This window comes from Pelomonas dachongensis, assembly GCF_043555865.1.
Taxonomy (GTDB): domain Bacteria; phylum Pseudomonadota; class Gammaproteobacteria; order Burkholderiales; family Burkholderiaceae_C; genus Pelomonas; species Pelomonas dachongensis.
Window position 1 is genome coordinate 466,687 of record NZ_JBIGHY010000001.1, and the last position, 12,911, is coordinate 479,597.

Annotated in this window: 14 protein-coding genes; 7 read left to right on the plus strand and 7 right to left on the minus strand. The window is 70.3% G+C overall.

The window, feature by feature from the left end; genetic code table 11:
* Positions 1-15: 15 nt before the first annotated feature.
* A complete protein-coding gene (locus ACG02S_RS02290; protein WP_394468816.1) occupies positions 16-573 on the minus strand; it encodes a pyridoxamine 5'-phosphate oxidase family protein in 558 nt (185 codons plus the stop codon).
* 133 nt (positions 574-706) lie between these two features.
* On the opposite strand from ACG02S_RS02290, the gene ACG02S_RS02295 reads away from it, so the two are divergent.
* Entirely contained in the window at positions 707-1,450 is a 744-nt protein-coding gene (locus tag ACG02S_RS02295) for a proteasome-type protease (RefSeq protein ID WP_394468817.1), read from the plus strand.
* Positions 1,451-1,455: 5 nt separating this feature from the next.
* Positions 1,456-2,322, plus strand: a complete 867-nt coding sequence (locus ACG02S_RS02300) for an alpha/beta fold hydrolase (RefSeq protein ID WP_394468818.1) — start codon at positions 1,456-1,458, stop codon at positions 2,320-2,322.
* On the opposite strand, the gene nadC is transcribed toward ACG02S_RS02300, so the two are convergent.
* Both nadC and ACG02S_RS02310 read right to left on the minus strand, forming a co-directional pair.
* Positions 2,311-3,180: a carboxylating nicotinate-nucleotide diphosphorylase gene (nadC, locus tag ACG02S_RS02305; protein WP_394468819.1), complete on the minus strand. Its 870-nt coding sequence runs from the start codon at positions 3,178-3,180 to the stop codon at positions 2,311-2,313. The genes ACG02S_RS02300 and nadC overlap by 12 nt on opposite strands.
* Positions 3,180-3,878 carry a fumarylacetoacetate hydrolase family protein gene (locus ACG02S_RS02310; protein ID WP_394468820.1) on the minus strand — a complete coding sequence of 233 codons (699 nt, stop codon included), beginning with the start codon at positions 3,876-3,878 and terminating at the stop codon, positions 3,180-3,182. The genes nadC and ACG02S_RS02310 overlap by 1 nt, the downstream gene beginning before the upstream one ends.
* Positions 3,879-3,930: 52 nt before the next feature.
* Between ACG02S_RS02310 and ACG02S_RS02315 the strand changes: the two genes are divergently transcribed.
* Positions 3,931-4,776, plus strand: coding sequence for a septal ring lytic transglycosylase RlpA family protein (locus ACG02S_RS02315; protein WP_394468821.1), 846 nt, complete (start codon positions 3,931-3,933; stop codon positions 4,774-4,776).
* Between the two features lie 22 nt (positions 4,777-4,798).
* Here ACG02S_RS02315 and ACG02S_RS02320 read toward each other — a convergent pair whose 3' ends face one another.
* Positions 4,799-5,539 carry an SDR family oxidoreductase gene (locus tag ACG02S_RS02320; RefSeq protein WP_394468822.1) on the minus strand — a complete coding sequence of 247 codons (741 nt, stop codon included), beginning with the start codon at positions 5,537-5,539 and terminating at the stop codon, positions 4,799-4,801.
* 45 nt (positions 5,540-5,584) lie between these two features.
* Here ACG02S_RS02320 and ACG02S_RS02325 point away from each other — a divergent pair, with 45 nt between their 5' ends.
* From ACG02S_RS02325 to ACG02S_RS02335, 3 genes are all read left to right on the plus strand, one after another.
* On the plus strand, positions 5,585-6,781 hold the full coding sequence (locus tag ACG02S_RS02325; protein ID WP_394468823.1) for a GGDEF domain-containing protein: 1,197 nt from the start codon (positions 5,585-5,587) through the stop codon (positions 6,779-6,781).
* Complete coding sequence (locus ACG02S_RS02330) at positions 6,778-7,947, plus strand: GGDEF domain-containing protein (protein WP_394468824.1); 1,170 nt, start codon at positions 6,778-6,780, stop codon at positions 7,945-7,947. Before ACG02S_RS02325 ends, ACG02S_RS02330 begins: the two co-directional genes overlap by 4 nt.
* 80 nt (positions 7,948-8,027) lie before the next feature.
* Positions 8,028-8,627: a DUF4337 domain-containing protein gene (locus tag ACG02S_RS02335; RefSeq protein WP_394468825.1), complete on the plus strand. Its 600-nt coding sequence runs from the start codon at positions 8,028-8,030 to the stop codon at positions 8,625-8,627.
* A gap of 16 nt (positions 8,628-8,643) precedes the next feature.
* Here ACG02S_RS02335 and ACG02S_RS02340 read toward each other — a convergent pair whose 3' ends face one another.
* From ACG02S_RS02340 to ACG02S_RS02350, 3 genes are all read right to left on the minus strand, one after another.
* Positions 8,644-9,126, minus strand: a complete 483-nt coding sequence (locus ACG02S_RS02340; protein WP_394468826.1) for a GreA/GreB family elongation factor — start codon at positions 9,124-9,126, stop codon at positions 8,644-8,646.
* Between the two features lie 62 nt (positions 9,127-9,188).
* Positions 9,189-9,680, minus strand: coding sequence for an ASCH domain-containing protein (locus tag ACG02S_RS02345; protein WP_394468827.1), 492 nt, complete (start codon positions 9,678-9,680; stop codon positions 9,189-9,191).
* A gap of 121 nt (positions 9,681-9,801) precedes the next feature.
* Positions 9,802-11,856 (minus strand): M13 family metallopeptidase, encoded by a 2,055-nt coding sequence (locus ACG02S_RS02350; RefSeq protein WP_394468828.1) that lies wholly within the window; start codon positions 11,854-11,856, stop codon positions 9,802-9,804.
* A gap of 107 nt (positions 11,857-11,963) precedes the next feature.
* Here ACG02S_RS02350 and ACG02S_RS02355 point away from each other — a divergent pair, with 107 nt between their 5' ends.
* Entirely contained in the window at positions 11,964-12,905 is a 942-nt protein-coding gene (locus tag ACG02S_RS02355) for an NAD(P)-dependent oxidoreductase (protein WP_394468829.1), read from the plus strand.
* Positions 12,906-12,911: the final 6 nt, after the last annotated feature.

The following is a 12,911-nucleotide window of genomic DNA, read 5'->3' on the forward strand; positions in this document are numbered from 1 at the left end:
CGCTCGAACCCGGTGTCAGAGCTTGAGTTGCCCGTGCACGCCTTCGTCCACGCGCTGGCCGACGACGGCGCCGAACAGCATCTTGATGCCGGCGATCAACGTGCCGTGGCGGTTGTCCCAATACTCGCCGCTGACCGGGTCCACCCGCAGCAGGCAGATGCGCGGGTCGCTCTCGCCTTCGGTGAACCAGGCGCGCAGCTTGGGGCTCCACAAGCGGTGGATGGTGGCCGGGTCGGTGACCTGGGTGGCCTCGCCGTCCAGCTTCAGGTGGCCGGCGTTGTCGCCCTCCTTGAAGAACAGCGTGACGCGGGGATCGCGGTCCAGCTCCACGTTCTTCATGCTGTCGATCTCGGTGAAGAACCACAGTGCGCCGCTGCCTTCCTCGACCTCGGTGACGGTCATCGGCCGCGCGTGCAGCTGGGAGTTCAGCCCCAGCGTGCAGAAGAAGCAGCTGTTGCCGGCGTTCACCATGTCGGCGATCTTCTGGGCGGCGGCGGGGCCGCTGAGGTTCTCTTCGGTGCCAACGGTGCCAACGGTGTCGTCGGTGCGAGCGTTGCTGCGGTAGTCGTCCATGAGGGGCTCCTGTGTTCAGACCTCGCCAGCCTAGGCAGCATGGGGCGGCGCAGGTGTCGGCCCGCAGGACGGACGGCTGTCGGACTCGGCCCGCCGTAACATGGCACCCAGCCCATTCGCCTGAGTCCTGCCCATGACCTACTGTGTCGCGATGCGCCTGCGCGCCGGCCTGCTGTTCGCCTCCGACACCCGCACCAACGCCGGCGTCGATCACATTGCCAGCTTCCGCAAGATGTATCAGTTCCAGATCCCGCACCAGCGCGAGATCGTCATCCTGGCCGCCGGCAACCTGGCGACGACGCAGTCGGTCATCTCGCTGCTGAACCAGCGCCTCAAGGGCGATGGCGAGCACCTGCTCAACGTGCCCAGCCTGTACGACGCGGCCGTGCTGCTGGGGCGCATGCTGAAGGAGGTGGTGTCGCGCGACAGCGATGACGGCCAGCACAGCCAGGGCGTGGACTTCGGCGCCAACTTCCTGCTCGGCGGCCAAATCAAGGGCGAGGGCCCCCGGCTGTTCCACGTCTACCCGCAAGGCAACTTCATCGAGGCCACAGAAGACACGCCCTATTTCCAGATCGGCGAGAGCAAGTACGGCAAGCCCATCATCGACCGCGTCATCCGCTATGACAGCACGGGCCTGGACGAGGCCGCCAAGTGCACGCTGGTCAGCTTCGACTCCACCATCCAGTCCAACCTGTCCGTGGGCCTGCCCATCGACATGCTGATGCTGCGCGCCAACCAGTTCGAGCTGGCCATGCAGCCGCCGCACCGCATTGAGCGCGATGACCCGTACTTCCTGGCCCTGCGCACCGGCTGGAGCGCGGGTCTGCGCAAGGTGTTCGACGACCTGCCCAACGAGCCCTGGTTCGACGCTTGAATTCGATGGTGCTGGAACCCTGGGCGCATGCGTCACCCGTGACGGGCACGACGCTGCGCGGGTGGTGCTCGCCGCCCACGGGCCGGCCGCTGCTGCACGTGCTGCACGGCAATGGCTTCTGCGGCCGCGTGTATGAACCCATGCTGCAGGCCCTGGCCGCCGATTTCGACCTGTGGCTGTGCGACTTGCCTGGCCATGGCGACAGCGAGGCGATGCCGCGCTTCCCCGGCTGGAACCTGTTCGCGCAGGCCGCGCTGGAATGCGCGCGCACGGCCACCGCGCGCTACGGGGCTGTGCCCCGCCTGGCGCTGGGCCACAGCCTGGGCGGCGTGCTGTCGATGCTGATGTTGGCCGAGCCGGAGCAGCCCTTTCGCCGTGCGGTGCTGCTGGACCCGGTGCTGTTCCCGCCGTTCATGCTGCTGGCGATGCGGCTGGGCCTGGCGCGCTTCAACCCGCTGGCGCGGGCGTCGGCGCGGCGCCGCCGGCAGTGGCCCGACCGGCCCGCGGCAGCGAAGGCGCTGCACGGCCGCGGCACCTACAAGGGCTGGGCAGACGAGGCGCTGCAGGCCTTCGTCACGCACGCGCTGCGCGACGAGGCGGATGGCAGCGTCACGCTGAAATGCACGCCCGAACTGGAGGCCGCCATCTTCGCGTCGAGCCCGCAGGGGCTGTGGCCGGCCGTCCAGCGTGTGGTCGTGCCCACGCTGATCCTCCACGGCCGCGACACCATGCCCTTCGTGCAACGCGGCGCGCGCCACGCGCAGGCACTGAACCCGGCCATCACCGAACGCACCGTGGACGGCGGCCATTGCTTCATGCAGCAGCACCCGGCCGACGCCGCAGCCCGGGCGTCGCAACACCTACGCGGCTAGCGGCCCCAGCACGCGCATGGAGTAGTCCACCGCGCGCACGTCCTTGGTGAGCCGGCCGATGGAGATGCGGTCCACGCCGGTGGCCGCGATCCAGCGCAGCTGGTCCAGCGCCACGCCGCCCGATACCTCCAGCAACGCCCGGCCCGCGTTGACGGCCACCGCTTCACGCATCTGCGTCTCGGTGAAGTTGTCCAGCAGCACGCTGACGGCGCCGGCGTCCAGCGCCTCGTGTAGCTGGGCGAGGGTCTCGACCTCGATCTGGATGTCCACGCCTGCGTTCAGCGTCTGCGCTGCGCGCAGCGCCGCCTCCACGCCGCCGGCTGCGGCGATGTGGTTTTCCTTGATGAGGATGCCGGCATACAGCGCCAGCCGCTGGTTCTGGCCGCCGCCCACGCGCACCGCGTACTTCTGCGCCAGGCGCAGGCCGGGAATCGTCTTGCGCGTATCCAGGATGGCGCAGCCGGTCGAGTTGGGGCTCGCACCGGCCACCGCGTCCACGTGGGCCCGCGTGATCGTCGCCGTGCCGGACAGCAGTTGCAGGAAGTTCAGTGCCGGCCGCTCGGCCGACAGCAGCAGGCGGCCGTCTGCCTCGATGCGGCAGGCCAGCGTGTCGGCCGTCATCACGGCGCCTTCGTCGTACAGCCATTCGATGCGGGCCGTCGGGTCCAGTGCGGCGAACACGCCGTCGAACCAGTCGCGGCCACAGAGCACGGCCGCCTCGCGCACGCGCACCTGTGCGGCCACGCGCCGGCCGGCGGGCACCAGTTGGGCCGTCCAGTCGCAGCGGCCGATGTCCTCGGCCAGCGCCTCGCGGATGTTGCGCGCGCGGGCCTGCTCCAGCGTCTCTTCGGTGAACATCACTCAGGCTGGCCCACGGTCAGCTGAATGTCGCCCAGTCCCTCGATGTGGCCGGTGATGACGTCGCCCGCCACCACGGCGCCCACGCCGGCGGGCGTGCCGGTGTAGATCAGGTCGCCGGGGTGCAGGTGGTACAGGTGCGACAGGTTGGACACGATCTCGGCCTGGCTCCAGATCATGTCGGCCAGGTCGCCGCGCTGCTTCTCGGCGCCGTTGACGGCCAGCGTGATCGCGCCCTTCTCCAGCAGGCCGACCTCGCTCACGCGAACGATGTCGCCCAGGACGGCGGACTGGTCGAAGCCCTTGGCCGTGTCCCAGGGCTTGCCGCCGGCCTTGGCCACGGCCTGCAGGTCGCGGCGCGTCATGTCCAGGCCGGTGGCGTAGCCCCAGATCGCGGCCCGCGCAGCCTCGGGCGTGACCTTGAACACCGGCGCGCCGATGGCGATGACCAACTCCATCTCGTAGTGGTAGTTCTTCGTCGCGGGCGGGTAGGGCACGGTCGAACCCGACGGCGTCAGCGCGCTGGCGGGCTTCGTGAAGTAGAACGGCGGCTCGCGCGTCGGGTCGGCGCCCATCTCGCGGGCATGATCGGCATAGTTGCGGCCCACGCAGAAGATGCGGGCGACCGCGTAACGCGCGTCCGTGCCACGCACGGCAGCGCTGGGAATATCGGCCGGAGGAAAGACGAAGTTGCTCATGGCATGTCGACGACGAAGGAATGCGAGCGCGCAGCATACTGGGACCGCCCTGGTGGCGCTGGTGCTGGCGCTGTTGACCGGCTGCGCCACGCAGGGCGGCGGGGGCCGTGACGGCCCCGAGGCCAACCCGCCGCGCAACCTGGGCCAGGTGCCCGACGCGGTGCCGCGCCTGGAGGCCATCCGCATCGGCGGCCCCAACAAGCCCTACGAGATCCTGGGCGAGCGCTATCGGCCCATGACGGCCGACGACGCCTATGCCGAGCGCGGTCTGGCGTCCTGGTACGGCAAGAAGTTCCACGGCCGGCCCACGGCCAGCGGCGAGATCTACAACATGTACGCGATGACGGCAGCCCATCCCACGCTGCCCATCCCCAGCTATGCACGCGTGCGCAACCCGGCCAACGGCCGCGAGATCATCGTGCGCGTGAACGACCGCGGCCCCTTCCACAAGGGCCGCGTCATCGACCTGAGCTACACCGCCGCGCTGAAGCTGGACGTGCTGCGCGGTGTGGCACCGGTGGAGGTGCGGCGCATCACCTATGCCGAGATTCGCGCCGGCAACTGGCAGCCTGCCGCGGAGCCGCCGCCGCTGTTCGCGCCCGACACGCCGCCCGGCGCGCCGCAGCGCGACACCACGGCCACGGCGTCCAGCGTCGCAAGTGCCGCCAGTGGCGTGTGGCTGCAGTTCGGCGCCTTCGCCCGGCTGGATGCCGCCGAGACGCTGCGCCAGCGCGTGGCCGAGGCCGACCTCAGCCTGCTGCCGCTGCTGACCGTGGTGCGCGAGGCCGGCCTGCACCGGCTGCGCGCCGGGCCGTTCCCCAACGTCGACGAGGCGCGTTCCGCTGCCGAGCGCCTGCGCGGCGAAGGGGTGGAATCCAGCCTGGTCGAGAAGCGCTGAGACTGACCTGCGCGCCGCGCGTTCAGCGTCCGCCTGCCACGTCCAGCATCGCACCCACCGTGTAGCTGGCTGCGTCGCTGAGCAGCCAGGCGATGGCCTCGGCGATCTCCTCAGGCCGCCCCAGGCGCTGGATGGGGAGGGTCGTGGCGGCGCTGTGCGGATCCAGGCCGCTGTCGGCATGGATGTCGGTCTCGATCACGCCGGGCCGCACGCCGTTGACGCGGATGCCCTCGGCGATCAGCTCGCGGCCCAGGCCGCGGGTCAGCGTGTCGATGGCGCCCTTGGTGGCGGCGTAGTCCACGTAGATGCCGGCCGAGCCGTACTCGGCCGCGCGGGAGCTGACATTGACGATGGCGCCGCCTGCGCCGCCGCGCGCCGTGCTCATCCGCCGCGCAGCCTGCTGGCAGCAGAGCAGCGTGCCGACCACGTTGACGTTCAACAGTCGCCGCCAGCGGTCGGGGGTCATGTCTTGCAGCCGCATGGCCGGCGCGACGATGCCGGCGTTGTTGACCAGCCCGGCCAGCCGGCCGCCCGCGGCGTCCAGCCGCTCGAACATCGCGGCCACCTGCGCCTCGTCGGCGACATCGGCCTGCAGCGTCTGCGCGCGCCGGCCCATGCCGTGCAAACTGGCCGCCAGCGCCTCGGCCGCGACGCTATCCTGCGTGTAGTTGATGGCGATGTCCCAGCCTGCTGCGGCGCAGCGCCGTGCCGTCGCGGCACCGATGCCACGAGATCCCCCGGTGATCAAAACCCAAGCCGACATGCGCGGTATTGTGATTTCTGTTGGCGACCCGCTCGCCGCCGCTGAATGGACTTCTTAGACATCCCGACAGTCCTGAAGGCCAGCGCCCTCTTCAACGGGATGGCGGCGCTGGCCTGGCTGACGCTGGCGCAACTGCTGCGCATCGCGCCGCGCGCGGGCCGCCTGATGGCCGCCGCCCACCTGGCGCGCGTCGTGTCGCAGGGTTGCGGCGACTGCATGGCCGGCTGGCCGCTGCCGCTGCGCCAGGCCCTCTCGGAGTTCGCGCTGCTGGCCTGCGTACTGCTGTTGTTGCTGGCGGTGCGCCGCATGCTGCGCAGCCGCCAGCGCCCGCGCGACATCGCATGGATAGGCGGCGTCGGCGGCGTGGCCCTCGGGGCCGGGCTGATCAGCGGCGTCGCGCTGGCGCCGCCGCTCGTCAGCGCGGCGGCCGTGGCGGCGCTGGGCTCGATGGCCGTGCGCGAGATGTGGCGCGGCATCGGCGACCGGCTGTCGCGCCCGGTGGCCATCGGCATCACGCTGCCGTTCGCGGCGCTGGCGCTGATGGCGCTGGTGCACGGCGCCGAGCTGCTGCTGGTGCCGGGCTGGGAGGCGCGCATCCGCGAGGACCAGCTGCCGTCGGCCGCCCGCGCGGTGCTGTGGTTCGTCGTGACCGCCGCCATCACGCTGAGCCTCATCGCGCTGATGATCTGGCGGCTCATCATGCGCATCCAGCATCTGATGCACCGCGATCCGCTGACCCTCGCGCTGAACCGCCGCGCCTTCGCGCAGGCACTGGCCGACGCCCAGGCCCAGCTGCAGCGGGGCCGCGGCTTCGCGCTGGTGATGATGGACATCGACCATTTCAAGCAGGTCAACGACCAGCACGGCCACCCGGCCGGCGACGCGGCGCTGCAGCACTGCGTGCGGGTCTGGCAGGCCGGCCTGCGCGACGTGGACCGGCTCGGTCGCCTGGGTGGCGAGGAGTTCTGCGCGCTGCTGCCGCTGGCCGTTCCCGACGACCTGGCCGCCCCAGCTGCGGTGGCCGAGCGGCTGCGCGCGTCGCTGGCGGCGCAGCCGCTGGACTGGCAGGGCACCGCGCTGCGACTGACCGCCAGCTTCGGCGTGGCACTGCCGGCGGTGGGCGACGGGCAAGGCGAAGTCGGCATGGCGCGTGCCGATGCCGAGCTGTACCGTGCCAAAGCCGATGGCCGAAACCGCGTCTGCGTGGCCACGCACCTCGATGGTCGGACGGCGCCTCCATGACCACCGCCGCACACACGATGACGCTGCTCGCGTCGCTCATCCTGTTTGCGGGCCTTGGGGCCTTCGTGTGGCTGGCGCTGGCGTGGGTGGCGCGCCTGGCGCCGCGCGCGTCGCTGACGATGGCGGGCGCCAACGCCGCCCTGGTCGCGTCGGTGGCGCTGCACATGTCGCGCGGCGTGCTGCCCGATGCGCTGACCTTCTGGCCCGGCGATGTGCTGGCGGTGGCCTCGTTCGCGCTGCTGGGTGCCGCCGTGTCGGCGATCACCGCGCGCCACCTGGCCTGGAAGCCCGGCGCTCTCGTCGTGGCGGTGGCAGCGGTGCTGCTGGCGGCGGTGCCCTACGGCGACGATCTGCGCTGGCAGGCGCGCGTCGTCAGCCTTGCCAGCGCGGGCCTGACACTGGGTGCAGGCGTCGGGGCGTGGCGCGCGCTCGGCAGCTCCGGTAGCTGGGGCAGCGGCCGGCGCACGCCTGCGCCGCTGGCGCTGCCGCTGTTCCTGATCGGCACGCTGCTGCTCGTGCGTGCGGCCGAGACCGTGCTGCCCTCCGGCGGTACGCCCGACCTGCGCGTGCCCGGCGAGTTCAACCGGCTGTTCCTGTGGACCGCGCTGGTGCTGACGCTGCTGCAGAACGCGACGCTGGCCTTCCTGCTGCTGATGCGGCTGATCCTGCGGATCGAGCGGCTGCTGGAACGCGACCCGCTGACCGACACGCTGAACCGCCGCGCCTTCGACCAGGCGCTGGCGCACGCCCATGCATGGCTGGCGCGGGGCCGACGCTATGCACTGGTGATGATCGACATGGACCACTTCAAGCAGCTCAACGACACGCTGGGCCATGCGGCGGGCGACGCCGCGCTGCGCCAACTGGTGGCGGTGCTGCAGCCGTGCATGCGCGAGGTGGACCGCTTCGGAAGGCTGGGCGGAGAGGAGTTCTGCCTGCTGCTGCCCGACACCGACATCGCCGGCGCCGCGCTGGTGGCCGAGCGCATGCGCGCCTTGGTCGAGCACACACCGCTGCGCTGGCTGGAGCAGGACTGGCCGGTCAGCGCCAGCTTCGGGCTCGCCGAGGCCGAGCACGGCGATGCCGACGCCAGCGCCGTGCTGGCCCGTGCCGACGCCGCGCTGTACCGCGCCAAGCGCCAGGGCCGCAACGTCGTGCAGCCCTGAACCGGTCGCCGCGGGAACTCGCAGCGCCGGTTTGTCACAGACAGCATCGCCGCGGCTGTCGCGGCCTGCCCGATACCGCCATGCTCGAACCCACCGACGTCATCGACCGTGCCACCGAGGCCGCCGAGGATGCCAGCGCCAAGCGCCTGAATGCCGCCGTCGCCATCACCGTGGCCGCGCTGGCCACCTTCCTGGGCATCTGCAAGGTCAAGGACGACAACATCGTCCAGGCCATGCAGCAGGCCCAGGTCGACAAGCTCGACTACTGGGCCTACTACCAGGCACGCACCATCCGCGCCGACGTGGCCGAGCAGGCCGCCACCTCGCTGGAGCTGGCCAAGGCCGGCGCCCCGGCGGCCCAGGTGGCCGCGTACGACCAGGCCATCGCAAGCTACCGCGCCAAGCAGGCAGACCAGCTCAAGAAGCGCGACGAGCTGCGCGAACTGGCCGAGAAGGCTCAGGCCGACTACAACGCGTACGGCAAGCGCGACGACCAGTTCGACTTGTCCGACGCGCTGCTGGCCATCGCCATCGCCTTGCTGGCGGTGACCGCGCTGACGCACATGTGGTCGCTGTTCATCGTGGCCCTGGTGCCGACGGTGTTCGGCGTGCTGATGGGGCTGGCTGGGCTGATGAACCTGGGCATCCACCCAAACCTGCTGTTCAAGCTGCTGTCATAGCGGGGCCGCTTGCGGCTCAACGAACCCACAGCACCTCGAACGGCCGCCGGGTGGGTGCGACCGGCATCGGCACCTCGTCGCCCTCGAACTTGCCCAGCAGGGCCCGGGCCAGCGGGGCTTCGGTGCTGATGACCTGGACCTCCTCGGCGCCGCTGCCCAGCTTCATGCTGCCCCCAGGCGGGCCGAGGAAGACCTGCTGTTGCCTGTCGTCGGCATCGACCAGGCAGACCAGCGCGCCGAGTTGTATGCCCTGGCTGGCGTCGTAGGGACGCGGGCGGAACTGGCGCCAGCTGGCCATCGCCTGGCGGATGGCCTCGGCGCGACGCGCCTGGCCGGTGGCCAGGTAGGCGGCTTCGAGTCCGAGGGTGTCGTACTTGTTCTCGGCGACGTTCTCTTCGTGGGTCGCCGTTTCGTGAGCCGTTCGCGCGGCCTGCTCGGCCTGCCGCAGGTCTTCGGCGAGCCGTGCCAGCACCTGCTGCTGCAGCAAGGATTTGTCCATGATTGAAGGTGGGCGTGTCGATGCCGCCGAGGGGCCGATCTTGATGCCCTGCTGGCTGCGTGTCAGTTCTCTGGGGCCGCACGCGGCGGGGATGGATAGACGACGGCGAACCGCTCACAAGCAAGGAGCATGTGCTCGTGGAACTGCCTGCCCGCCTTGGCACATTCTCGTTGGAAGTACTGCCGGTGCGCCTCGCGCCAGAAGGCCAGGGAGCCGTCGCCTTCACCCTCGGCAGCGGCGAACTCGGCGGTGACTTCGTCGTAGGGCACCGTGGCTACCGATCGGGTCTCAATGACGCACAGCGGGTGGCCGGACCCGTCGGTGACGATGCTGAGGTCTCCCGGCTTCGGCACGCGCATGCCCTGGTCTTCGTAGGACCACAGAGAGCCCGCCGTCGCTCGCTTCACGCCGCGAAGCACCAACAGTGCCAGTTCGTCCGCAAGCGCTTCGCTGTCGCCGAAAACACAGATGTCGTAGTAGCGGCTCTCGTCTGTTTCGCCGCAGGCCTGCGCAAACTCGTTCCAGAACGACTTCAGATGTGGGGGGACGGGCATGACGTTTGGTGTGGCATAACTTCTAAAACGAGCTGCGTCAGAAGGCGGGTGAAGTTTGCTGGGTGTCGCCTGCCCGCCGGGCTGCAGAGTGCCCCTTTGCGAGGGGCCCTTCTCCTGCCCCTCACCACACCTTGCAATGCTTCCCCGCCGGCTTCACCAGCTTGGCACCTGGCTTGCAAGCAAAGGCCTTCTCGAACTCCGGCATATTGACGACCACGCCGTTGATGCGCCACCTGGCCGGCGAATGCGGGTCTACCTTGGCCTGCACGCGCAGGGCCTCGGGACGGGCATCGGCGCAGTCCCATTGGGCGAAGCCGACGAAGAAGCGTTGCTCGGGCGTCAGGCCGTCGCGGCTTTCGGCCGGCTGGCCCTGCATGTGCGCCTTCCACGCCTCCCAGGCCAGCACCAGGCCGCCCAGGTCGGCCAGGTCTTCGCCCAGCGTCAGCTGCGAGTTGATCTTGATGTCGTCGACGACCGGGTACTGCGCGTACTGGTCGGCCACGCACGCGGCGCGCTTTTCGAATTCACGGCCGTCTTTCTTGGTCCACCAGTTTTTCAGGTTGCCCTGCGCGTCGAACTGCCGGCCTTCGTCGTCGAAGCCGTGCGTCAGCTCGTGGCCGATGGTGCCGCCGGTGTTGCCCCAGTTGGGCGCCTCGTCCATCTTCGGGTCGTACAGCGGCGGCTGCAGCACGCCGGCGGGGAAGTTGATGTCGTTCATCTGCGCGTCGTAGTACGCGTTGACGGTCTGCGGTGTCATGCTCCATTCGCCGCGGTCCACCGGCTGGCCGATCTTGGCCAGGCGCCGCTTCGCCTCGAATGCATTGCCGCGCGCGACGTTGCCGAGAAAGTCGCCGCGCTGCACTGCCAGCGCCGTGTAGTCGCGCCAGCGGTCCGGGTAGCCCACCTTGTTGACGATGGCCTTCAGCTTCTCGTGCGCGCGGGTCTTGGTCGTGGCGCTCATCCACGTCAGGCTGTCGATGCTGCGCGCCATGGCCTGCTCGATGTCGTGCGTCATCTGCACTGTGGCGGCCTTCAGTTCGGGCGTGAAGTTGCGCGCCACGTACTCCTGTCCCAGCGCTTCGCCCAGCTGCACGTCCACCAGCTGCACACACTGCTTCCAGCGCGCCTTCAGCTGCGGCGTGCCGTGCAGCGTCTGGCCGTAGAAGTCAAAGTTGGCCTGCACGAAACTGCGGTCCAGCGCAGGTGCCAGGCTGCTGGCCAGCTGCCAGCGCAGGTAGGTCTTCAGGTCGGCCAGCGTCATGGTCTTCAGCCGCGTGTCAAAGGCCTTGAAGAAGGCCGGCTCGGTGACGTTGTAGCGCGCATGCCGCGGCGCGGTGCCCAGCGCGGCCTGGTAGACGACCCAGTCGAAGCCGGGCGTCAGCGCCTGCAGCGCCTTGGCGTTGACGACGTGGAAGGTCTTGTACGGGTCGCGCTTGTCGACCTTGGACAGCGACGCGCGCGCCAGCGCGGTTTCGGTGGACAGCACGCTGCGCGCGCCGGCCCGGGCGGCCTCGGGCGAGTCGCCAAGCAGCTCGAACAGGCGGGCCACGTGGGCCTCGTAGGCCTGGCGGATCTTCAGCGTCTTGTCGTCGCGCTTCAGGTAGTAGTCGCGGTCGGGCAGGCCCAGGCCGCCGGCCGAGGCGAAGGCGATCTGGCGCGTGGCGTCGGCGAAGTCCTGGCCGGCACCGAAGCCGAAGAACAGCCGGTCGTTTCCGGCGGCCAGCTGCAGCTCGGCCAGCAGCGCGGGCAACGATGACTTGTCCTTCAGCGCGGCAATGCGATCCAGCCACGGCTGCAGCGGCGCCAGGCCGGCGGCCTGCACGGCGGCTTCGTCCATGCAAGCGGAGAAGTAGTCGCCCAGCTTGGCCTGGTTGGCGCTGCGACGCTCGCCGGGCGCGGCCAGCTTGTCCAGCACCCCCCACAGATAGCGCTGGTTCTCGTTGGCCGCTTTGGCGTACACCGACCAGCGCGACTGGTCCGACGGGATGGGATTGGCCTGGCTCCAGGCGCCGCAGGCAAAGCGATACAGGTCGTCGCAGGGGTCGGCGCTGCGGTCCATCGCGGTCACGTCCAGACTGGGCGTGTAGGGCAGGGCGTCCAGCGGCGTTTCGGGTGCGGCGTGGGCCAGCGCAGTCGCAAGCAGCGCGATCAGCGCGGTTGGCAGCAGAAGTTTCATGGCGAGCGGCTTGAGTGGTCTGCGTGGATTGTGGTGCGCGCCGGGCGGCCGGCCATTCGTCAGCGTGGCTCGGTCATGATGCGGCCCTTGCGTTCCCTGCTTTCGCCATGCTCACGCTGCTGCTGCTGATCCCCATCGCCGCCGAACACAAGGCCTTGCTGCTGGAGCGCTACCGCATCATCGAGGCGCCGGATGCCGCATCTCGCGCCGCAGCCCTCGCCGCGCAGGCCGCCGCAATCGACCTGGTGCTCACCAACGGCGCCGTGGGCTTCAGCGCCGCCGAGATCGCCGCCTGCCCGCGGCTGAAGCTGCTGGCGGCGATCGGCGCCGGCTACGAGAACCTGGCGCTGGACGCGGCCCGCGAGCGCGGTGTGGTGGTGTGCAACGGCGCCGGCACCAACGACGACTGCGTGGCCGACCACGCACTGGCGCTGCTTCTGGCCAGCGTGCGTGCGCTGCCGCAGCTGGGCGCCGCACTGCGCCAGGGCGTGTGGCGTGACGACCTGCCGCTGTTCCCCAGCTTCGCCGGTCGGCGCCTGGGCGTGCTGGGCTTCGGCGCCATCGGCCGCAAAATCGCGCACCGCGCGGCGGCGTTCGGCATGGTCATCGGCTATCACAGCCGTCGCCCGCGCGCCGATGCTGCCGATTCCGGTGACACGCGCTACTTCGACAGCGCCGTGGCGCTGGCCGCGTGGGCCGACGACCTGGTCGTCGCCACGCCGGGCGGTGCGGCGACGAAGCACATCGTCGACTCCGGCGTTCTGGCGGCTCTGGGGCCGGGCGGGCACCTGGTCAACATCGCGCGGGGCAGCTGCGTGGACACGGCCGCGCTGGCCGCGGCGCTGCAGGCGGGGCAGATTGCCGGGGCGGCGCTGGATGTCTACGAGAGCGAACCCCAGCCGCCGCAGGCGCTGGTGAAGCTGCCCAACGTCATCCTGACGCCGCATGTGGCGGGCTGGTCGCCGCAGTCCATCCGCGGCTCGGTGACGAACTTCATCGCCAACGTGGACGCCTGGCAGCGGGGCGAGCCGCTGCCGACGCCGCTGTGAACGCCA